Below are 22093 nucleotides of genomic sequence, written 5' to 3' on the forward strand. Positions count from 1 at the left end.
AGAGCCTTCCAGGGCAAAGTGAAATCAGGCTCGGCCAGAGCCCAGAGAAAAGCGGATATGATTGCGGATCAGGAGGTTTTCCCAGTAGCGCCGCATCCAGTTCCAGGCATCATTGTTTACCTGTTCAACAAAGGGGTCGAGATTCAGTTCGTAATAGTCGGGTGTGCCGGCGATCTGCAGGACGGTTACGGTGATTGAATCGTCAAGTTCGTTTGCGAAAGGTTCGCCAATAAGCTCGTGAACCAGCAGGTTAGCACGAGTTGCTTCGATATCGACAAGTCCTCCGTTTCTGATCGAGTGATTATTTTCGTGCATTTCCTCCATCAGGCGATGGCAAAGGTATGCCCGGATCAGAAGCCCATCCAGCCCGTCGTAGCGAACCAGTAATACGGATGGTTCGGTGAAGTAACCAATGGCCGCTTTAACAAACGGGTCAAACAGCTGCGCAGTACCCGCTTCGCGCGCGCAGGCGTCTACGCACTCTATTAGCCTCGGGGCCATTTCGATGTACTCGATGGCAAACTGGAACAGGCTGTTTGCCGGCTTGTACCCTTCAATTGTGACGGCCGACGGCAGCACCGCTGCCTTCTCATGCAGTTGCCGAAGAAATGTTCCTGAACGGGCCTCCTTGCGCCGTGCATGGTCAATGATCTCTAGGACTGCCTGTGGAGTCATTTGCGGGCATGCCATTGTCTGGACAAGTTGAGGTCGCAAGGGGCCTCCTGTAACGGGCCATGGATAACCGGGCAAACCATAGTGCGGTTCTTTATTACCACTAAGCGCCCGTCATTTCTGACAAGTGTAGACGAGATTTAGTGAGCTGCGATTTCCTGACTGTGAGATATTGTTAACGGTTGTCCCGCTGCTACCGGTTACTGAACCATCGGTTATTCCGGGTGTGAGACCAGCACAGCCAGCCCATACTTGCGGCGCGGGCGAGCATCAGGCAGATAAGAGAAAACCAGAGCCCGTGATTCCCCCAGCCTGTCGTCAGCCACCACACAGGTGCGAAAACGCCCAGCGCCGAGAACAGCATGGTGTTCTGCATGTCGCGGGTTCGGGTCGCGCCGATGAATACGCCATCGAACAGAAAGCCCCAGACTGAGGCGAACGGCAGTAGCCATAACCACGGCAGATACTGCCAGGCTGTGGTGCGCACTTCTTCAATGCCGGTCAGCAGGGCGATCAGGCCGCGACCACCCACAACGAAAATAATGGTCAGCAACAGTGAGCCCCAGAGAGACCAGCGCAGCGCACATCGAAACACCACAAAGAAACGCCGTTGACTGTTCTGGCCCACGGATTCCCCGATCAGAGCTTCGGCGGCATTGGCAAAGCCGTCCAGAGCGTTTGAAATCAGAAGCAGAAAAGTGATCAGCACGGCATTGGCTGCGAGTATGGTGTCGCCCTGACGAGCTCCCTGAGCGGTAAAGAACGCCAGTACCAGAAGCAGCGCGATTGTGCGTACCATGATGTAGCGGTTTACCTGAAGGATGGCGAGGTAGTCCTTAAGCTGGCCGAACAATTCCCGGGTGAGCTTTTGTCCATCGGGCATACGGCTCAGCACTATGGCAAACCCGATGATTGCCGCTCCGTACTCTGCAATCACCGTGGCAATGGCGACACCACGGCTATTCCAGCCCAGCACTGTGACGAACAACACATCCAGAACAATATTCAGCCCATTGGCAACAATCAGCATAATCATGGGACCGCGCGGGAACTGAGTGCCGATCAGCCACCCCACAAGCGTGTATTGGCACAGCACCGCCGGGGCGCTCCAGATTCGAATGGCGGCATACTCGGCAGCCAGTTCGGTAACTCCCGGGCTGGGGTTCATCAGTGCCAGACCGGTTCGGATCAGGGGTTGATGACACAGGATGAGTAGCAAGCCGATACCGACCGCCAGCAGCACTGAGCGCAGTAGCAGAGCAACCTGGCTGAAGCTGTCGCGCTTGCCCCAGGCCTGGGCTGCGAGCCCCGTTGTGCCCATGCGCATGAAACCGAATGTCCAGTAAAGGATGCTGAACAGATTGGCGCCGACAGCCACTGCGCCCAGGTATTCGGGGCTTTCCAGGTGTCCAAGCACGGCTGTATCCACCAGCCCCAATAAGGGAACGGTGAGGTTGGTGAGCATAAGAGGCCATGCCAGGGCCCACAAACGCCGATCTATCAGTGACAGTTTGAAGGTCATATTCTATTTTTTTCTTAAAAATCGGCAGTTAGCTGATTTAGGTTTATCCAATTTTTAGTGTTTTTTTGATCTGCGTCTATACTGCCTTTTGAGGTATCTATAAGCAGGCTTTCACTCTGACTTATTCCGGTGAATGCGAGAGCACCGGCAAAAATCAGAGGGATAACGCAAAATCCGACAAGAATAACACTCTGTGGAGACACAGTATGCGCGTGCACGCTCAGCGGGCAGGTGCCCTGTTAGGTGGTCTGTCGTTCCCCGCCCTGTCCTTAGCGGACTGGACGGTAAACATGACCCCCGGGGTGACCGGTACCAGTAACGATATTTTTGACCTTCACATGACCATTTTCTGGATCTGCGTCGCCATTGGTGTCGTGGTTTTTGGAATAATGTTCTGGTCTATCTTCGCCCATCGCAAGTCCCAGGGCGCCAAACCAGCAAACTTCCATGAAAATACACTCGTCGAGGTTCTCTGGACGACTATACCGCTTGTTATTCTTGTCATCATGGCGATTCCCGCCACGACTACTCTGATAGACATGTATGACACCACCGAGTCGGATATAGACATCAAGGTAACCGGCTACCAATGGAAGTGGCAGTACGAATATATCAATGAAGATTTTGGTTACTTTTCCAACCTCTCAACCCCTTCCGACCAGATCAGGAACAGACAGGCCAAGGGCGAAAACTACCTGCTGGAAGTGGATAACCCCATGGTTATTCCAGTCGGTAAAAAGGTTCGGTTCCTGCTGACGGCAAACGACGTGATTCACTCCTGGTGGGTTCCGGATTTCGGCGTCAAAAAAGATGCTATTCCCGGATTTATCAACGAAGCCTGGACCCGCGTGGATGAACCCGGCACCTATCGTGGTCAGTGCACTGAGTTGTGCGGCAAAGATCACGGGTTTATGCCAGTGGTTGTCAAAGCAGTGCCTGAAGAAGAGTACAACTCCTGGGTTGCCGAACAAAGAGCCGCAGCTGAGAAAGAGCGTGAGCTGACCCAGAAAGACTGGACCATGGAAGAGCTGATGGAGCGAGGCGAGCAGGCCTATGCTACAGCCTGTGCTGCCTGCCACCAGGCGGATGGTAGCGGTGCGCCGCCGGCTTTCCCGGCGCTCAAGGGTAGCGCTATCGCCGTCGGGGATATAACCGATCACATAGATATTGTGGTGAACGGTAAGCCTGGCACAGCAATGCAGGCCTTCGGTGGTCAGTTAAATGAAGCAGATCTTGCGGCCATCATTACCTACGAGCGGAACGCCTGGGGTAATAACGTTGGTGACATGGTCACGCCGAAAGAAATCTTCGACTACAAGAACGAACAGTAATCAACGCCAGATAACAGCTATCACCAGCCACAATAATTGGCGGTAACGGGGGTTTTAATGAGTGCGGTTGCAGATACCCACGCCCAGGATCATCATCACGGCCCGGCCAGTGGCATCAGCCGCTGGCTGCTGACCACCAACCACAAGGATATCGGGTCCATGTACCTGATGTTCAGTTTTGCCATGTTCCTGCTCGGGGGCACCATGGCAATGGTTATCCGGGCTGAGCTGTTCCAGCCGGGTTTGCAGATTGTCCAGCCGGAATTTTTTAACCAGATGACCACGATGCATGGTCTGATCATGGTCTTTGGTGCGGTTATGCCGGCGTTTGTGGGGCTGGCGAACTGGATGGTGCCGCTAATGATTGGCGCGCCGGATATGGCTCTGCCGAGGATGAATAACTGGAGTTTCTGGTTGCTGCCTTGTGCCTTCCTGATTCTTGTATCAACTCTCTTCATGGAGGGCGGTGCACCCAACTTCGGCTGGACCTTCTATGCCCCTCTGTCCACCACTTATGGACCGCCGAGCACGACCTTCTTTATTTTCGCCATCCATATTATGGGTGTGTCGTCGATCATGGGAGCTATTAACGTAATCGCCACGATACTGAACATGCGGGCGCCCGGGATGACCCTGATGAAAATGCCCATGTTCGTATGGACATGGCTGATCACGGCATTTTTGCTGATTGCGGTGATGCCGGTGCTGGCGGGCGTGGTTACCATGATGCTGATGGATATCAACTTTGGGACCAGCTTTTTCAACGCGGCCGGAGGTGGTGATCCAGTTTTGTTCCAGCACGTGTTCTGGTTCTTCGGGCATCCGGAGGTGTACATCATGATCCTGCCGGCGTTTGGTGCTATATCGCATATTATCCCGGCATTTTCGCGCAAGCGGCTGTTTGGTTATGCCTCTATGGTCTACGCGGTGGGCGCAATCGCTTTGCTGTCGTTCCTTGTGTGGGCGCACCATATGTTTACGGTAGGCGTGCCGGTGGCCGGCCAGTTGTTCTTCATGTATGCCACCTTGTTGATTGCTGTGCCCACCGGGGTGAAGGTGTTTAACTGGGTGGCCACCATGTTCCGGGGCTCGCTGACATTTGAGGCCCCCATGCTCTTCGCCGTTGCCTTCGTGATTCTGTTCACGATCGGCGGCTTCTCAGGTCTGATGCTGGCGATTGCCCCTGCAGACTTCCAGTATCACGACACCTATTTTGTGGTTGCTCACTTCCATTACGTCCTGGTGCCGGGTGCCATATTCGGCATCTTTGCTTCGGCATACTTCTGGTTGCCCAAGTGGACCGGCCATATGTATGACGAAACCCTCGCGAAAACCCATTTCTGGTTGTCCTTTGTCGGGATGAACCTGGCCTTCTTCCCCATGCACTTCCTGGGTCTTGCAGGGATGCCGCGCCGGATTCCGGACTATGCTCTTCAGTTTGCCGATTTCAATATGGTTTCGAGCATTGGGGCGTTCATGTTCGGCTCGACCCAGCTGTTATTCCTGCTGATTGTTGTCAAGTGTGTGAGGGGCGGTGAAAAAGCTGCTGCCAAGGCGTGGGAAGGCGCAGAGGGGCTTGAGTGGACGGTGCCTTCGCCAGCGCCTTACCACACATTTTCCACTCCGCCTGAGGTCAAATAGGAGACTGGCGACATGGCAGAGCAACCGGCAAATACCGCGACCTCAAAACCCAGCAATTCTCGGGTTGTAGGCTGGTGTCTCGCCAGCGTGGTCGGCATGTTTGCCTTTGGCTTTGCCATGGTCCCTTTGTACGACGTTTTCTGTGACATCACGGGCATCAACGGCAAGACCAGCGGCCGCTATGAGTCCACCGAAAGCACAACGGCTGATATGAACCGCACGATCAAAGTGCAGTTTCTGGCACAAAACGGGCCGGATATGCCCTGGATTTTCCGTCCGGTTGCCCGCAGTGTCGAGGTTCATCCCGGTGAGGCTATCACCGTAAACTTCTATGCTGAGAACCCGACTGACAAGGACATGGTGGGGCAGGCGGTTCCGAGTCTGTCGCCATCGGAAGGAACGCTGTATTTCCATAAAACTGAGTGTTTCTGTTTCAACCAGCAACCACTGTCGGCGGGCGAGAGTACAGAAATGCCTCTGGTTTTTATTGTGGACCGGGACTTGCCCAGCCATATCACAAAATTGACGCTGTCTTATACGCTGTATGACCAGGGTGAATCACAGGCGGCAGTGTTGAAAACAACAACAATCAATAACGGATAAGCCATCGGAGACTGCTATGGCGGACTTTCAGACCTATTACGTTCCCGAACAAAGCAAGTGGCCCATTGTCGCGACGGTGGGCATGGGGGTAATGCTCTTCGGGGCGGCCTCGGTTATGGTCAGCAGCAATCAGGGCCAAAGCACGAGCGGCGACTGGATGATATTCGCCGTCGGTACACTGATCATGATCTACATGCTGTTCGGTTGGTTTGGCAGCGTAATTAAAGAAAGCCGAAGTGGGCTCTACAGCGCCCAAATGGACCGTTCCTTTCGTTGGGGCATGAGCTGGTTTATTTTCTCGGAAGTCATGTTTTTTGCGGCGTTTTTTGGCGCTCTCTTTTATGCCCGCGTGTTTGCCGTGCCCTGGCTTGGTGGCGAAGGCGACAGGGGCAGTTCCAATATGCTCTGGGAGGGTTTTCAGGCAACCTGGCCGCTGATCAATAATCCGGACCCCGAAGCCTTCCCTGCACCTAAGTCGGTGATTGGTGCCTGGGGTCTGCCGCTGCTGAATACCATTCTTCTTGTCACGTCATCCTTTACTGTGACGATTGCCCATCATGCCCTCAAAGAGGACAACCGCAAGAAGCTGAAAATCTGGCTGGCAGCGACCATAGTGTTAGCGCTGGTCTTCCTGGTTCTGCAGGCCGAAGAGTACATGCACGCCTATCAGGATCTCAATCTGACGCTTCAGTCCGGTATATACGGCAGCACCTTCTTCATGCTCACCGGTTTTCACGGCTTTCACGTGATGCTGGGCACCCTGATGCTGATCATCATGCTGATTCGTATTCATAAGGGGCATTTCACTTCAGATAACCACTTCGGGTTCGAAGCAACTGCGTGGTACTGGCACTTTGTGGATGTGGTGTGGCTGGGCTTGTTCGTATTTGTGTATGTCATCTGATGTGACAAGGGCCAGCTTTCAGGGAGTCGGATGCAGAGTCAGGCTCCCTTGCCATAGCGATAGAAGAATAACGGCGAGCAGCAGCACGCTCAGCCCGACCCGCACCGCGAGAGAGTTAACAACCCGATTGGTTTTGCCGCCATCCCTGATCAGAAAAAACAGCCCACTGAAAAGGCTGACCATGACGGCGAGCATGAGAAAGATAATTAGGCCTTTGAGCATAAACGTATCTCTGATTTTTATTCTGTTTACTGGCAGATTCACTATAGCAGACCATGACTGAGGCAAAGAATAATCCTCGTCAGTGGCACCTGGATTGGCGGCTAATGCTCTTCACGGGCGCATTTTTACCGCTGCTGATCGGCCTGGGTATCTGGCAACTGAGCCGGGCGGAAGAAAAACAGATCTTACTTGAACAGTGGCAGCAGGAAGCTCAGAACCTTGATTGGCCCGAGCTGGTGATCAGTGGGCTGGAGGTCGGCCGGCCGGTTACGGTTACCGGGTTGTTTGGAGAGCGCAGCTGGTTACTGGACAACCGTACCCGCGATGGGATTGCCGGTTACGAGGTACTGACGGCGTTTTACCCGCTTCAGGGGCCGCCCGTTATCATAAACAGAGGTTGGGTGTCGGCCCCGAGAACGCGAAACGAATTACCGGATGTAAGTCCCCCAGATGGCATATTCAGCCTGGTCGGCCGGATCAGCCAATACCCGGAGCCGCCGGTTCTGTCCAGCAAATCCGTGCAGGCAGCAAGCTGGCCCCGCCGGGTGCAAACGCTTCCCCGGCCAGCTGCGATAGCTGAAATCGCGGAGCTGCCTGAGGCGATTATCCGGTTGCAGGACAAAGAGCAGCCCGGGGCATACCGTGCTGACTGGGAACCGGATCTGATGGGCCCCCAAACTCATTACGGATATGCAGCACAGTGGTTTACGCTCGCCCTCGTGCTGGCTATATTGAGTGTAGTAGCGAGTTATCGAAAAACAGGAGCCAATAATGACAATGACAATGGCTAACCGGATTCCCCAACAGCAAGAGTCAGAAGGTCCTACGCCCGAGCAGGTCCGCAGAGGGCGACGCACCGCGATTCTGCTATTTGCCCTTGGCTTCGGCCCGATGATTCTGGCCACAGTCATGTTCTATACCGGCTGGCTGAACCCGGCCGGGCATACCAATCAGGGCGCATTGATCAGCCCAACTGTACCTGTGGCGGCCCTCAACCTTGAGACACTTTCGGGTGAGCCGCTGGCCAAGCGATTCAGCGCAGGCCAGACGGAGCCCCAATGGTTGCTCGTGGTGGCCGCCGGCGAGTGCGACAGCCGCTGTGAGGAGTTGCTCTACCTGGCCCGGCAAGCAAATATTGCGTTGGGTAAAAATGCCAACCGTGTTTCCAGAGCAGCAGCACTGGGCGGTATTTCAGGGGATCTCGCAGCACGCTGGCCTACCGAATACCGGTTGATGGAACGTTTGAGACCCGTGCCCGGCACAACACCGGCCTGGCCGGCAGGAATCAACCCCGAAACAGAGCCGCGTATTATGCTGATTGATCCGTTTGGGAACGTGATGATGCACTATGGCCCGGAAAATTCTGGCAAGGACATGCTCAAGGATCTGAAGCACCTGCTCAAACTGTCACAGGTCGGCTGAGGCTGATCCGGAGGAGTCGTTTTGAGCTTGTTATCCACAGACCGCCCGCCAAAAGCCAAAGCCATGGTGAACTGGGCTACATTTTCAGTGCTTCTCGCTGTTGTGGTGATCATGCTGGGCGCCTGGACACGCCTGGTTGATGCGGGGCTGGGGTGCCCTGATTGGCCAGGTTGTTATGGCTTTCTGACCGTGCCCCAGAGCGAGTCGCACATCGCAATTGCCAACGCCCGGTTTCCCGACACGCCGGTCGATGTCGCCAAAGGCTGGCCGGAAATGATCCACCGCTACGCTGCCGGCACGCTGGGGTTGGTGGTATTTGGCCTGGCGGTGAGCGCGGTGCGTCAGCGCCGGAGTGGCGCGCCTTTCAAATTACCCTTGTTTATTGCGGCGTTCATCCTTTTGCAGGGGGCCTTCGGTATGTGGACGGTCACTCTGAAGCTCTGGCCTCAGGTTGTTGCACTACACCTTCTCGGGGGCTTCACCACGTTGAGCCTGCTCACACTGCTGGTGTTTCGTCTGCGCAAATTCTCAGCCGCTCAGGCAGAGCCTCCGGAAACAGACCACCTGGCACCGGTTAAGGATCCGGTATCGGCTGGTAACCTGGTCAGCTTTCGCCCCTGGCTCTTTGGTGGCTTGTTTCTGATCATCATGCAAATCGCACTGGGCGCCTGGACGGCTGCAAATTACGCGGCTGTTGCCTGCACAGACTTACCAACCTGCCAGGGCCAATGGTGGCCAGAGGGCATGGATTTCCAGCACGGCTTTGATATTACCCAACACGTTGGCCCTAACTATCTGGGGGGGCAGTTAACGGCAGACGGGCGAGTGGCAATTCATGTAACCCACCGGGCCGGTGCTCTGGTGGTACTGGGTTACTTTGCAGTTATGCTGGCTCTCATCTGGCGGCGGGACGATAAACGACAACTTCACGGCCCGGTGGGACTGGTTGCCGCTGCGCTTACGGCTCAGATTACGCTCGGCCTTGCCAACGTTCTATTCTACATCCCTCTGCCAATTGCAGTTGCTCACAACGCCATGGGCGCCGGGCTTCTGCTCTCGGTGATTTATCTGATCTGGAAACACTATCAACTGCCGCTGCAGGCACAGGTACAAACAGCCACACCTACAACAATAATTCATCAGGAGATGACGGCATGAGTGAGCAAGTGGACGTACTGCCGGCCCAGAGCATGACCATCCAGCCCGCACGGACTATTTCCTGGCGGGATTATCTGGAGCTGACCAAACCCAACGTCGTGGCCTTGATGATCCTGACATCGGCCATTGGCATGCTACTGGCGACACCCGGTTTACCCGGCCTGAGCGTGCTGATCTGGGGTAACCTCGGTATCGCTTTCCTGGCCGGTGCCGCCGCCGTGGTCAACCACATAGTTGATCAGAAGATAGACACAGTAATGGCTCGTACCCGCAAGCGCCCGGTGGCGACCGGAAAAATTTCCCCGGTGGAAGCGGTCGTGTTTGCAGCCCTGCTAGCCAGTGTTGGCATGGTGGTCCTGATGTGGCAGGTGAATCACCTGACCGCATGGCTCACCCTGGCCTCGCTTGTTGGTTATGCCGGCGTATACACCTTGTTCCTCAAGCGAGCTACACCCCAGAACATCACTATTGGTGGTCTCGCCGGGGCCATGCCGCCGTTGCTGGGCTGGACCGCCGTAACCGGGCAGGTAGAAGGCCATGCACTTCTGCTGGTTCTGATTATCTTCGCCTGGACGCCACCGCATTTCTGGGCGTTGGCTATTCACCGTAAAGAAGAATATGCGAAAGCCGGCATCCCCATGCTGCCTGTTACCCACGGAAATAAATTTACTGAACTGCACATCTTGCTTTATACCCTGATGTTACTGGCTGTCAGCCTGCTACCTTTTGTCACAGGCATGTCTGGCTGGATTTACCTGGCTGGTGCCCTGGCCCTTGGCCTGCGCTTCCTCCATTACGCAGTACGTTTGCTCAAAGGTGATGATCGGCGGGTTGCACTCAACACTTTCAAGTACTCCATCACTTACCTGATGGCCCTGTTTGTGGTACTTCTTGTAGATCACTTTGTGTTTTTCTGACTTGGTGCATACGCGCCAGCAGGAGGGGTGCCTTTTCCTCTGGGAAAAACAACTCGCTGCGCTCAGACATTTTTTCCCGGCGGAAAAGGCACCCCTCCTACTGTCGCTGCGTCACAGCGGAGACTGCTGTCTGGAGTAATAATGAGTCGTTCCCTGAAATTTACCTTATTTGCTTTACTGCTTATCGTTGTTCTGGTTTTTGGCCTGGTGGTGGGGCGGCAGGTGTTTTTGGCAGATACTGGAGAACCAACCCCGGCTCCAGATCTCGCCGAGATGAACACCTACGTTTATGACCAAGCTCGGCCTCTGGCGGAGTTCACGCTCATCAATGAAAACGGAGAAACCGTAACCCGGGAGAGCCTGCGGGGGCGGTGGACGTTTGCGTTCGTGGGTTACACTAACTGCCCTGATATCTGCCCGGCAGCCATGGCGAATCTGCGGCGTACCGAAAAACTGTTGTCAGATGAGTTGCCTCAGCCAGATTATCTCCTCGTCAGCGCGGATCCGGAACACGATACGCCTGAGCAGCTGAAAGCCTATACGGGTTTCTTTGGTGAAAATTTCCATGGTCTGACCGGTGACCTGGAGACGTTGCGGGCTTTGGCCACGAGCTTGAGCGCCGTGTTTGTGCACCGGCAGGTTGATGGTGAATTGTTGGTAGATCACAGCGGGCATTTCGCCCTGATAAATCCGGATGGTGAGCTGGCGGCCCTTATTCAGCCGCCTCACCAGCCGGAACAGCTGGCGGAAGCCTTCGAGCGCATCTATCAGTGGGCTCAGGCCAATCGTGAAGACGCCCGCTCCTGAAGCGGCTCTCAAGAGCCGCTAACACGAAGATAGGTGCTCATCTATTTCAAGGATGTGAATTCAAGGGGGCATCATGGACGGGGCATTGAGTTCAAAGGGGCGCTGGGCAGGTCTGTTATGTCTGGTGGCTGGCGTCATGAGCCCGGGTGTGGCCTCAGCCTCGTTCTTTGAGGAATACATGATCGACCCGCAGGACGGTATGCTGGACGGCAGCCGCTATCTTTCAGAGGTTCCTGGCGGGTTCCTGCCAGTGCCCGTTTTGATTACAGAACCTGCTGTTGGAATGGGCCTCGGGTTAGCCGGAGTTTTCTTCCACGAATCGAGTGAACAATCTGCAAGCAAAGCGAGCGGAGGCCACCCGGTGTTGCCCGAAAATATTTCGGTTGTGGGCGTCGGTGGTACCCGCAATGGGACCAAGGGTGCAGGGCTGGGCCATATGGGATTTTGGCTCGACGATAGTCTGCGTTACCGGGGCTTCGTGTTATATGGCGATGCAAATCTGGATTTTTATTCGCTGGCGGAACAGCAGCTCAACCGCCCTGTTGAGCTGAACATCAAAGGCCCTGCAGTGATTCAGGAGCTTAAAACCCGGCTCTGGGGCAGTGACTGGTTTTTGGGTGGCCGGCAGGTTTACCGCAAGGTCGAAACCACTCTAGAAAGTCAGATTACGCTGCCGAATCAGGAGTTCAGCGACAGAGTGAACGCCTTCCTCCAGAACCAGCTAGGCCGGGAGTCCGTAACCTCCGGGCTGGGGCTGCTGGCTGAATATGACTCCCGGGATAATCCGCTTGATCCCCGGTCAGGTTACAACCACCAATTTCACTACATTACCTTTGATGACGTTATCGGTAGTGACGTAGATTACGATAGTTATCAGTGGGTTGGTCTGAATTACTGGAGCCTGTCAGACACGTTTAATCTGGGTGTGCGCCTGCAATATGACGGAGTGTCTGCGGATGAGGGCGAAGTTTTGCCGTCCTATGTGGCACCTTCTATCGATTTGCGTGGGGTGCCGATGAATCGCTATCAGGGACGAGCCGTCGCCGTAGCCGAAGTTGAACTGACCTGGCGATTTACCCCACGCTGGAGCACTAACGTGTTCACCGGAGGAGGACGAGCAGCTGACAGTTTTGGCGACCTGCATGACGATGCGGAGCTGGCCAACAGCGTCGGTCTTGGGTTTCGTTACCTTATTGCCCGCAGGTATGGTCTACGTATGGGGGCAGATATTGCCAGGGGACCGGAAGATACGGCTTTCTATATTCAGGCTGGCGCATCCTGGTAATCCGTTCGCTGGATGCCAGCCCTCTTGCAAGCACTTCCTCTGTGAGACTGATGATCTGTTTGTCGTGTTTGGTGATTTCCATAGGCCATGGCTGTAGTCTAATCAGTCTGAAATAGCTTCCGCATGGGTCCACACTGCTTAAAAAATGCTCCCGATAAACCACATACTCCCAGAGCTTAAGCAAGCTCTGGAGCAGTCCACCACCGCCCTTCTGCAGGCGCCTCCGGGTGCTGGTAAGACTACCAGGGTACCCATGGCACTGCTGGATGCACCCTGGCTGCAGGGCCGTAAAATCCTGATGCTTGAACCGAGGCGGCTGGCAGCTCGCTCAGCGGCCAGATTCATGGCGACGCAACTGGGCGAGAAGCCCGGACAGACCGTTGGCTATCGGACGCGGCTGGATACCCAAGTATCCGGCGCGACGCGTATAGAAGTTGTCACCGAAGGGATTCTGACCCGGCTGATCCAGAACGATCCCATGCTGGAACAATACGCCGCTGTGCTGTTCGACGAGTTTCATGAGCGCTCCTTGCAGGCAGATCTTGGTTTAGCCTTGGTGCGGGAAACACAAGAAGCCTTGCGGGACGATCTGCGTGTACTGGTCATGTCCGCCACACTGGACACTGCGCCCATAGCCCGCCTGCTGGGAGATGTGCCCATATTAAGCAGCGAGGGCCGGGCGTTTCCGGTGGACGTATTGTATCGGCCCGCGCCCACTACACGTCGAAGTCCACGGCTGGTGGATCGGGTGGTGGCGGTGATTACCGATGCCCTGACACAGCAACCAGGTTCGGTGCTGGTGTTCCTTCCGGGTGCAGGGGAGATTCAGCGGGTGGCTCAGGCGCTGGCCGGGCAGTTAGCCTCGAACGTAATGGTTACGCCCTTGTATGGCAACCTCAAAGCCGCTGAACAGGATCTGGCCATTGCGCCGGCGGCCGAAGGCATTCGCAAAGTGGTGCTGGCCACCGCTATTGCTGAAACCAGCCTGACCATTGAGGGCGTGCGCGTTGTGGTGGACAGTGGCCTGCAGCGCCGCGCGGTGTTTGACCCCAACAGCGGCATGACCCGGCTGATCACCGGCCGGGTTTCAAAAGCTTCGGCAGAACAGCGCAAAGGGCGCGCCGGGCGAGTGGAACCGGGGGTGTGTTACCGGTTATGGAGCGAATCCGAGCAGTTCGGGCTGTCGGAGTTTACGCCCCCGGAGATCCGTGAGGCAGATCTGGCCCCGCTGGTACTGGAACTGGCTCAATGGGGTGCCCGAACACCTGACAAGCTGGAGTGGATCGACCCTCCACCCCTCTCCCATTGGCATCAGGCCGTGGAATTGTTGCAGTGGCTGGATATGCTGGATGAGGAAGGCGCAATTACCGAGCACGGTAAAGTAGCTCGCGCCCTGAGCATTCACCCCAGGCTGGCGCATATGGTCATACTGGGGCGATCGCTGGGGTTGGGCCGGCTGGCGGCTGAGTTGGCCGCTTTGCTGGAAGATCGTGACCTGTTGGGCCCGGGTGCAGGTGCCGATATGCATGAACGCATTCGCGTACTTCGCGGTGAACGTGGCTCCCAGCGTATAGATACGCGTCGGTTGCAGGCACTGAACCAACAGGCAAAGCGTCTGACAGTCCCGGAAACTGGTGGAAAAAATTCAGAGGAAGAGATTCCGGCGGCTACAGATGTCGGGCGCTTGTTAGCGCTCGCTTACCCTGATCGAGTTGGCAAACGGCGGCCGGGTGATACGCCACGATATCAACTCAGCAATGGCAAAGGCGCTCTGTTGCGGGATGACGATGGGCTGGCACGACACGAGTGGCTGGTGGCAGCTGACCTGGATGGTAAAGCCAAAGAGGCAACCATTTACCTGGCGGCGCCGGTAGATCTGCCGGTTCTGGAAAAGGATCTGGCTGCTCACATACGAGTAGAAGATGAGGCGGAATGGGATGATAAGCGCGGCACGGTGGTTGCCCGCAGAACCCGTCGGCTGGGCTCATTGCTTCTTGCAGAGAAACTCCTGGATAAAGTCTCCCCCGAGCTGATTCAGCAGGGCATTCTCAATGCAATACGGCGGAAAGGGTTGGATAGCCTGCCCTGGACTTCCGAAGCCAGGCAGTGGCAGGCACGAGTTGCTTTGCTGGCCAAACACTTCCCCGGCCAATGGCCGGACGTCAGCGATCAGGTGCTGACAGAGTCGATGGAACAATGGCTTGCACCTTTCCTGACAGGCTTCCGCCGTTGGTCTGAACTGTCCCGGCTCAATCTGCAGCACGCTCTGAACAGTTTGCTGGAATATCCGCAACAGCAACAACTGGCAGAACTTGCTCCAACCGCACTGACTATTCCTACCGGTAGCTCCGTCAGCCTGGATTACACCGCTGAAAACGGCCCGGTTCTGGCGGCGAAACTACAGGCATTGTTCGGCTGGACAAAAACGCCGGAATTGGCCGGTGGTAAAGTGCCTGTGTTGGTTCACCTGCTTTCGCCGGCCCAACGACCGCTGGCGGTAACAGCGGATCTGGCCAGTTTCTGGTCAAACGTCTATCCACAGGTGCGAAAAGACACCCGGGGTCGCTATCCCAAACACCCCTGGCCAGAAGACCCGCTTACCGCCCTGGCTCAGCAGGGCGTCAAAAGAAAGCGGCCAGATTGATTACTTTACGATTTTCCGGCTATTGACCAGGTACTCTTTGCCGGCGGAACGCACGGTATCCGGATCGGCGTGTTCTGAGGCCTTGTGGACTTTCTCCAGTGTTTCCTCAAGCTCGTCGATTTCGTCATCGAGTTTCTGCAGGGCGTTTTCCAGAGTATAGGTAAGCTGATGCACTTCGTGCATGGCTTCCGGAGAGAGGTCGCCAGCCAGAACTTCTTCCAACTTTTGATTGTATTCTGAAAAGTTACTCACTGCCTGTTCAAGGGTGTTTGCAGCTTTGCCTTTGAAATGATCTGTGTCGCTTGCAAGTGCGGGTAAGGCAATCAGCAGCGAGGCGGTGATTGCAGAAATGTTTCGAAGGATTGTCATGGCATGTCTCCGGAATCAGTTAAGCGTTAATGTAATGCGAATTGTTATCAATTAGGTTCGTTATAACCATGACCCTTATCAAGTTGCTGATATAATGCTTGCGCTCAAACTGAAACTGCATAAAATTTGCACACTTTGGTCAGCGCGAACACCGCTCATGAAATCCGTATCGTTTAACATTTTCCGTACCCTCGGCTTTCCTGACACGACCGTACTCAAGCCCGAGCATTTCCTGCGCCACAAGGAACTACTACGCGAGGCTGATTGGGTGTTGTTTCCCGAATACTGGCAGCTCAATGCTCTGGTTCATGGCTTGAAGTGTCGGGTTTTTCCGAGCGTTGCAAGCTATCGTATCGGCCATGACAAAGTTGAAATGACCCGGGCTTTTGAGGCGGTCGCGCCGGAGCATATTCCCTGGACAATCATCGAGGCCAACGGCCCCCAGGAGCGCGAGCATATCTGGAGTGTTATGGCGCTGCCCTTTGTGGCGAAGTTGCCGAAGGCCAGCATGGGCGAAGGCGTTTGGCTGATTGAAACCCTTGCTGACTGGCGCGAATATTGCGACCGCACAGAGGTTTTGTACGTTCAGGAGTATTTGCCGCTGGATCGCGACGCGCGCGTTGTGGTGGTGGGCGAGAAAGTCGTAACTGCCTACTGGCGAACTCAGGCTGATCAGGGTTTTTACAACAACGTGTCAAAGGGCGGCAGGATAGACAACAGCCCTGTACCTGCCGTAATGACTGATCTTGCGCTCCGGCTTGCAGGTGATCTGGAAGTGGATCACGCCGGTTTTGATATTGCGCTGGTGGAGGGCCACCCGTACGTACTGGAGTTCAACCGCTTGTTCGGTAACCAGGGCCTCGGCCAGGGTAGCGACCTTAAGGACGCCATCCTGGCATATCTTCAGCAACAGAGCGAACCTCGGGACCCAGGTGGCTCCAATGCTCCCGAGCCACTTCAACCACTAATAGCGGTATGAGTGTCAGGGGACTGCAGTCGCTTCGCCCCGGCTACAGATTCTTGTAGCGGTTGATATCGAAAATGCCCGCCTGTAAGGGCTGATGCTCTAACTGCCAGGCCGTGATATCGTGAAGAATCTCCCAGAACTGTCTGTGAGTGCGGCGCACACCCCAGACGCCAACCAGGGCTTCGAAGCTTTTCGGCTCCTCGGCTTTCAGGCCTTTCATCCGGTCTTTGAACAGCCCCAGTTGTGATGCCGGAATGTCGAACATAAAGTTCGGGTAACTGCCGATGATGCCCGGGTAGATGGTCAGTTTATCGTTCTCCGGCTGGTAACGTAGGTCCTCTCCCAGCAGAAAGGCGACGTTGCTGTGGGCTCGGTCGCGAATGACGGTGTACACCGTGCGCTCGCCTTCCTCGTTATAGACCCGAATGAAAGTAACGTCGGGCAGATAGGTGATAGCTGGCAGGAATTCGGCTCGGGTTGCGGCCAGCTCTGACAGCATCGTATCTGCATTGCGGACCCATTCCGGTTCGTCTTCACGGCCACAATCACTGCCCCCGCAACGGTTTATCGGGTCATCCGACTCTGCGTTCAATTCACTGAAGTTAAGTAGCAGGCGCGCTCCCAGCTCTTCGTTGAAAGCAGAGGTTGCATACCGCACCTGGGAGGGGGCGGTTTCGTCCATGCTGGCATAGCTGTAATCGAGTTTCAGCTCACCAGCACCCTGGTACCAATTGCGCAAAACCCGATTGCGCTCCCCTGGTGGCACAAGGCGCAAATAGTCCTGCTCACCACCATTGCGGATCAGATCGAAATAGAGGCGCGTCTGGGCCTGATGAGCCACATTGCCAAATACATCGAAATTCACCACGAGTTCGTAGTAGGTGCGCTCAAACAGAGGGTAATCCATCCACCAGCTGGTAAGTGGTACCTGCCCGATCAGCCCACGCTGGACAGAGGCATTGTCGTGATGGCGGAAAACAGTCAGCAAGGCGTTCGTATTGTCACCGTCGCCATCCCAGATGTAGTCGAGTGAGGCTCCTTTAGGGTAGGCCTCACGGTAGGCGCTGTTTCGCAATTCATGGTAGCGGTTGCGCTTGCCTTTATATTCGCTCCAGTTCTCGCCCAGATCCAGCAGTGCGTTGTCTTGCCCGGGCAGTGCCAGTAGTGGTGTTACTTTGTCGCGGTACTCCGCATTGGTTATGTAAAGATCATTCTCCGGGTCATGGTAAGTCACCCAGAAATGGTCACGGATCACATCGGTGGCAATCTGACCACGGCATACCGGCCCGCGAATGAATGTGCGGGTAAAGTACTCTGCGTTATCCAGCATGAACTGGTAACGGGCCTTTGCCGGAATATCGGCAAACGTGGCGAAGGGGTTGGCGCGGCTTTCCTGGCTGTAGTCGGGCACGGTTTCCACCTGCCAGTCACCTGCTTCGAACAATTCCCGGGTACGCTCAAACTTTTCTTCGCCAAAAGCAAAGGTGATATGACGTTTGTGTACGATGCTGCCGGCGACCGGGCGCAGTCGGTAATACACCTGAGATTTCGGGTCATCGTTGGGGCGGCGGGTTGCAATCATGTCGATGGGTGTGCCCGGCGCTGTGCGGGAGCGTACAACCTCAAAGAAACGGGTTTCTGCACCCTCGTCTTCGAAGTACAAGTGTGCAAGATAAAGGTGTTCATAGACCCAGCGACTGACCAGTTGCTGTCGTAGGCTGCCGTCGTTGAGCCAGGTCTCCCAGCGCTGGATGTGATTCCGCTCGGCTTCGTTAACCCGGGTCACTAACGGGCTGATAGCGCCGCCCTGGTTGAGCCAGCCAGTTAGCGTGGCATATTCGTCGTCAGTCAGGCCGGTAACGGCTAAAGGCATACCCTCATAGGGGTGGTCGCTGGCGTAGTCTGAGAAGTCGGCATTGCTGACACATTGATTGGCGCGTGACAGCCCGAGCTCTATGTCTTCGGGCAGTTTGCTGTTGGGTGCAAATTCATATTCTTTGCCCAGGCGGATCATGTTTTCGAAAAGGCTGCGGGTCTGGTCACCACGGGCGAGTACGGAGTAGAAACCCTTATCTCGCCACTGCTGTTCTGTCTGGGCGTCGATACCCAGGCGTGTGGGTGCTTGAGCGTCCAGACGGGCGCCGTTATATACGGAGTCTTTGTGAGCGCCGCGAATCAGGCCGTCGGAGTACTCCATTTTCAGCTGGCAGGGCGCATCAAAGCAGCTGTGGCAGGCGAGGCATTTGGCTTCGACTATGGGGCGCACGTCTTCGTTGAAGCTGACCGGCTGTTGGGTTGCTGTGGGCAGCGCCTGTTTGAAGGTGGGCGGCGTGGTGTTTTCGGCACAGCCGGCGAGGAACAGCAGGGTAATCAGTGCTGCTGTGATGAGTCGCGCCATTGGGGGATCCTGTGATTGTCGTTTTGTGATGGGGAATTATAGAGGGTTTGGTTGGGGTTCGCTAAGGCCCATTGTGGGAGTGGGCAGCAGGCCGGGAAGACTTTTGCTCTGGGAAAAACAACTCGCTTCGCTCAGACATTTTTCCCGGCGCAAAAGTCTTCCCAGCCCGCTTCCGGTCGGCCATTGGAGGTTTCTCATCAAAGTTTGGGAAATGGGTAGATATGCTCATATCTGAGGGGGGAGAAAAGCCCGATTATCGCGATTATTGTCGGGGCCATTCTGGCGCCGGCGCCCAAGCTGTATTCCCTCAGGAGGGACACACCATCAATGACCGAGTCAGCCAACGCTAACATCGCAGATTACTACACCGCCGAGACCTTTAACCGGATCAAAGCGTTTGCAGATACCAAAGAGACACCGTTTGTGGTGATTGATACCGCCACTATCGATCGGCAGTACGATGAGTTGGTGGAAGGTTTCCCCTATGCCAATGTCTATTACGCGGTGAAGGCCAATCCGGCTCCCCAGGTTCTGACCATGCTGCGGGACAAGGGTGCGAGTTTTGATATTGCGTCGGTGTATGAGTTGGAAAAGGTGATGGGGCTGGGCGTGACCGGCGACCGGATCAGCTATGGCAACACCATCAAGAAGGCGCAGGATATTCGCACTTTCTATGAGAAGGGTGTGCGTATGTTTGCCACGGACTCCGAGGCAGATTTGCGTAACATTGCCAAGGCGGCTCCCGGTTCAAGGGTGTACGTGCGCATTCTGACTGATGGCACGCAAACGGCAGATTGGCCGCTCTCGCGCAAATTTGGCTGCGAGAATGATATGGCCATGGATCTGCTGATTCTCGCTCGTGATCTGGGCCTGGTGCCCTACGGTGTGTCATTCCACGTGGGCTCCCAGCAGCGCGAAATCGGTGCCTGGGACTCGGCTCTGAATAAGGTGAAGGTCATTTTCGAGCGTCTGAAAGAAGAAGACGGTATCGAGTTGAAGATGATCAATATGGGTGGTGGTTTTCCAGCTAATTACATCAACCGGACCAATGAGTTGGGTGTGTATGCGTCTGAGATCACGCGGTTCCTGAAGGAAGACTTTGGCGATGATCTGCCTGAGATCATTATCGAGCCAGGCCGGTCGCTGATTTCCAACGCAGGCGTGCTGGTGAGCGAGGTGGTTTTGATCGCCCGTAAGTCCCGTACGGCTTTGCACCGTTGGGTATTTACTGATGTGGGCAAGTTCAATGGGCTGATTGAAACGCTGGATGAAGCGATTAAATTCCCCATCTGGACGGACAAAAAAGGTGAAGGTGAGGATTGCGTGGTTGCGGGACCTACCTGCGATAGCGCCGACATAATGTACGAGCATCACAAATACCCGCTGCCGTTGAATTTGGCTATCGGTGACCGAATGTACTGGCTGTCCACGGGGGCTTACACAACAACATACAGCGCCGTGGAGTTCAACGGATTCCCGCCGTTAAAGGACTACTATATCTAAAGTTCGAAGGCCGGGGTGTGAGGGTGTCTTTTCCGCCGGGAAAAAATGTCTGAGCGCAGCGAGTTGTTTTTCCCAGAAGAAAAGACACCCCCGCACCCCAGCCCTGCACCATCGATCTTAGGCAGGGCTTTATTGACGTTGAAGGTTAAGTTTGACCGCTATAGGAAAGGCAAGTACGCCGTAGGCAATCATTACCGCTATGGCGTGTGTTACGTCGCCAGTCCAGTCTGATACCAGACCCCCCAGCATGGGCACGGTGAACGCCAGAGTATAGCCCACCAGAAAGTTGCCGGCGGATAGCCGACCGGTTTCGTTGGCTGGCACCAGTAGCGGCGGCAATGCCACCAACATGATCAGCATTATGCCAGCGGTGAGACTCATGACTGTCGCGCTGGCAATTGCCCACCATCCGGTAAATAACAGCATTCCTATCGTGCCCAGCAGGCTGAGCATCAGCACGGTGATTAGTGGTGCCTTTCTGCCTACCCAATAGCGGGCCATTTTCAGCATCAACAGTGACGCAATCACCTGAGCAAAGTTGTACCAGAACAGGGCTTTGGTAAGGTTATCAAACTCGCCTCTTTGCTCCAGTAACGCGCCCATATAGGAATTTACGCCGAAGAACAGGGAGCCGGATACGCCAAGTAGCAGGCCAAGTTTCAGAGTAAGCGGGTTTTTCCAATCCGGTAGCCAGGCAACTTTTCGGATGGGCCGCGCCAGGTCACGCTTGGGCAGGAACAATGCTGCGGCGACCAACAATGCGGGTAATGACCAGGCCAGCATGGTGGCGCGCCAGCTGTTTTCCAGCAACGGCATGATTACAGGCAGGGTGATGCCGGCGCCGATGAATTCGCCCATCAGCATGCCGTTCATGTAGATGGCAGACCCGAGCGCCAGGTGTTTTGGCTCCAGCCATCGTGGCAGCAGTGCAGGTAATGCGGGCTGCATCATGGCAATGCCAATGCCCATAACGGCGCTGGTGAGCAGTAATGTGGTGGTGTCTGGCGCCAGGCCGCGGCCGGCGGAGCCGATGACCATGACTAATATCGCAAGGGCGAGTGTATTCCGGGGACCTATGCGTGATATCGACAGGGAGCCGGGCATGGCGCCTACGGCAAGCATCAGGATGGGCAGCGTGGTCAGCGCGCCGGTGAGGGTCTGGGAGAGTGCCAGTTCATCACCGATAAACGGCGCCAGCGGTGGCGCAATCAGTATCGGGATGCGCAAGTAAACCCCGGCGAGCCAAAGTAAAACCGCCACCGGCAGCAGGCTTGCTGGCGATGGCGTTACTGGTGCTGCGGGGTGTTCAGCAATAGACAAGAATGATCAGTCTTCGCTGGTATCCGGCAGATACGCACCGTCTTCGTCGTGTACTTCCTGCCCGGTAACAGGCGGGTTGAACGAGCAGATCAGACGCATGTCTTCGGTACCACCGCGGAGGGTATGCTGATCATGTTTGTCGAGAGCATACAGCGTGCCGTCGGAAATTTCGTGGGTCTCGCCAGTGGCTTTGTCGGTGATCGTGCCGTTGCCAGCTACGCAATAAACCGCTTCCAGGTGATGCTTGTACCAGAGGTTCAGCTCTGCACCTGCCGGGATGATTGTCTCGTGGAACGAGAAGCCCATGCCGTCTTTCTTTAGCAGCATGCGGCGGCTGGTCCAGCCTGGCCCATGCACTTCGCGCTCGGTACCAATGATGTCTTTAACCCGTACAATCTTCATGAGCAT

At 55.5% G+C, this 22093-nt stretch carries 20 protein-coding genes; 13 read left to right on the forward strand and 7 right to left on the reverse strand.

Annotated features, from left to right (window positions below):
• Nucleotides 1-24: 24 nt before the first annotated feature.
• A complete protein-coding gene (locus Q4501_RS06730; protein WP_303595500.1) occupies nucleotides 25-675 on the reverse strand; it encodes a hypothetical protein in 651 nt (216 codons plus the stop codon).
• A 190-nt stretch (nucleotides 676-865) separates the two neighbouring features.
• On the reverse strand, nucleotides 866-2194 hold the full coding sequence (locus Q4501_RS06735) for an MATE family efflux transporter (RefSeq protein ID WP_303595279.1): 1329 nt from the start codon (nucleotides 2192-2194) through the stop codon (nucleotides 866-868).
• A 206-nt stretch (nucleotides 2195-2400) separates the two neighbouring features.
• Here Q4501_RS06735 and coxB point away from each other — a divergent pair, with 206 nt between their 5' ends.
• The 4 genes from coxB to Q4501_RS06755 are packed head-to-tail and all read left to right on the forward strand — an operon-like array spanning nucleotide 2401 to nucleotide 6673.
• On the forward strand, nucleotides 2401-3525 hold the full coding sequence (gene coxB, locus Q4501_RS06740) for a cytochrome c oxidase subunit II (protein ID WP_303595282.1): 1125 nt from the start codon (nucleotides 2401-2403) through the stop codon (nucleotides 3523-3525).
• Between the two features lie 57 nt (nucleotides 3526-3582).
• Nucleotides 3583-5166: a cytochrome c oxidase subunit I gene (gene ctaD, locus Q4501_RS06745; protein WP_303595283.1), complete on the forward strand. Its 1584-nt coding sequence runs from the start codon at nucleotides 3583-3585 to the stop codon at nucleotides 5164-5166.
• Nucleotides 5167-5178: 12 nt separating this feature from the next.
• Nucleotides 5179-5769: a cytochrome c oxidase assembly protein gene (locus tag Q4501_RS06750; RefSeq protein WP_303595284.1), complete on the forward strand. Its 591-nt coding sequence runs from the start codon at nucleotides 5179-5181 to the stop codon at nucleotides 5767-5769.
• A 16-nt stretch (nucleotides 5770-5785) separates the two neighbouring features.
• Nucleotides 5786-6673: a cytochrome c oxidase subunit 3 gene (locus Q4501_RS06755; protein ID WP_303595286.1), complete on the forward strand. Its 888-nt coding sequence runs from the start codon at nucleotides 5786-5788 to the stop codon at nucleotides 6671-6673.
• A gap of 18 nt (nucleotides 6674-6691) precedes the next feature.
• On the opposite strand, the gene Q4501_RS06760 is transcribed toward Q4501_RS06755, so the two are convergent.
• Nucleotides 6692-6895 carry a twin transmembrane helix small protein gene (locus Q4501_RS06760; RefSeq protein WP_303595288.1) on the reverse strand — a complete coding sequence of 68 codons (204 nt, stop codon included), beginning with the start codon at nucleotides 6893-6895 and terminating at the stop codon, nucleotides 6692-6694.
• A gap of 53 nt (nucleotides 6896-6948) precedes the next feature.
• Here Q4501_RS06760 and Q4501_RS06765 point away from each other — a divergent pair, with 53 nt between their 5' ends.
• The 7 genes from Q4501_RS06765 to hrpB all read left to right on the forward strand — a co-directional run bounded on the left by Q4501_RS06765 (nucleotide 6949) and on the right by hrpB (nucleotide 15128).
• The gene (locus tag Q4501_RS06765; RefSeq protein WP_303595289.1) at nucleotides 6949-7686 is read left to right on the forward strand and encodes an SURF1 family protein; all 738 of its coding nucleotides are present in this window, start codon (nucleotides 6949-6951) and stop codon (nucleotides 7684-7686) included.
• Nucleotides 7673-8317, forward strand: a complete 645-nt coding sequence (locus Q4501_RS06770; RefSeq protein ID WP_303595501.1) for a hypothetical protein — start codon at nucleotides 7673-7675, stop codon at nucleotides 8315-8317. Before Q4501_RS06765 ends, Q4501_RS06770 begins: the two co-directional genes overlap by 14 nt.
• A gap of 63 nt (nucleotides 8318-8380) precedes the next feature.
• Nucleotides 8381-9475, forward strand: coding sequence for a heme A synthase (locus Q4501_RS06775; RefSeq protein WP_303595502.1), 1095 nt, complete (start codon nucleotides 8381-8383; stop codon nucleotides 9473-9475).
• Nucleotides 9472-10392, forward strand: coding sequence for a heme o synthase (cyoE, locus tag Q4501_RS06780; RefSeq protein ID WP_303595291.1), 921 nt, complete (start codon nucleotides 9472-9474; stop codon nucleotides 10390-10392). Before Q4501_RS06775 ends, cyoE begins: the two co-directional genes overlap by 4 nt.
• 141 nt (nucleotides 10393-10533) lie before the next feature.
• Entirely contained in the window at nucleotides 10534-11199 is a 666-nt protein-coding gene (locus Q4501_RS06785; RefSeq protein ID WP_303595293.1) for an SCO family protein, read from the forward strand.
• 73 nt (nucleotides 11200-11272) lie between these two features.
• Nucleotides 11273-12484: a BamA/TamA family outer membrane protein gene (locus Q4501_RS06790; RefSeq protein WP_303595295.1), complete on the forward strand. Its 1212-nt coding sequence runs from the start codon at nucleotides 11273-11275 to the stop codon at nucleotides 12482-12484.
• A 145-nt stretch (nucleotides 12485-12629) separates the two neighbouring features.
• A complete protein-coding gene (gene hrpB, locus Q4501_RS06795; protein ID WP_303595297.1) occupies nucleotides 12630-15128 on the forward strand; it encodes an ATP-dependent helicase HrpB in 2499 nt (832 codons plus the stop codon).
• Here the strand turns inward: hrpB and Q4501_RS06800 are convergent, their stop codons facing one another.
• Complete coding sequence (locus Q4501_RS06800) at nucleotides 15129-15497, reverse strand: DUF6746 family protein (RefSeq protein ID WP_303595299.1); 369 nt, start codon at nucleotides 15495-15497, stop codon at nucleotides 15129-15131.
• Between the two features lie 157 nt (nucleotides 15498-15654).
• On the opposite strand from Q4501_RS06800, the gene Q4501_RS06805 reads away from it, so the two are divergent.
• Nucleotides 15655-16476, forward strand: coding sequence for a RimK family alpha-L-glutamate ligase (locus tag Q4501_RS06805; protein WP_303595301.1), 822 nt, complete (start codon nucleotides 15655-15657; stop codon nucleotides 16474-16476).
• Between the two features lie 31 nt (nucleotides 16477-16507).
• Here Q4501_RS06805 and Q4501_RS06810 read toward each other — a convergent pair whose 3' ends face one another.
• The gene (locus Q4501_RS06810; protein WP_303595303.1) at nucleotides 16508-18862 is read right to left on the reverse strand and encodes a fatty acid cis/trans isomerase; all 2355 of its coding nucleotides are present in this window, start codon (nucleotides 18860-18862) and stop codon (nucleotides 16508-16510) included.
• Between the two features lie 327 nt (nucleotides 18863-19189).
• Here Q4501_RS06810 and Q4501_RS06815 point away from each other — a divergent pair, with 327 nt between their 5' ends.
• Nucleotides 19190-20365, forward strand: a complete 1176-nt coding sequence (locus Q4501_RS06815) for a type III PLP-dependent enzyme (protein ID WP_303595305.1) — start codon at nucleotides 19190-19192, stop codon at nucleotides 20363-20365.
• 129 nt (nucleotides 20366-20494) lie between these two features.
• Here Q4501_RS06815 and Q4501_RS06820 read toward each other — a convergent pair whose 3' ends face one another.
• Nucleotides 20495-21685 carry a CynX/NimT family MFS transporter gene (locus Q4501_RS06820; RefSeq protein WP_303595306.1) on the reverse strand — a complete coding sequence of 397 codons (1191 nt, stop codon included), beginning with the start codon at nucleotides 21683-21685 and terminating at the stop codon, nucleotides 20495-20497.
• 6 nt (nucleotides 21686-21691) lie between these two features.
• A complete protein-coding gene (locus Q4501_RS06825; protein WP_014869413.1) occupies nucleotides 21692-22087 on the reverse strand; it encodes an ectoine synthase in 396 nt (131 codons plus the stop codon).
• Nucleotides 22088-22093 lie beyond the last annotated feature (6 nt).

The organism is Marinobacter sp. 2_MG-2023, assembly GCF_030546935.1.
Classification (GTDB): domain Bacteria; phylum Pseudomonadota; class Gammaproteobacteria; order Pseudomonadales; family Oleiphilaceae; genus Marinobacter.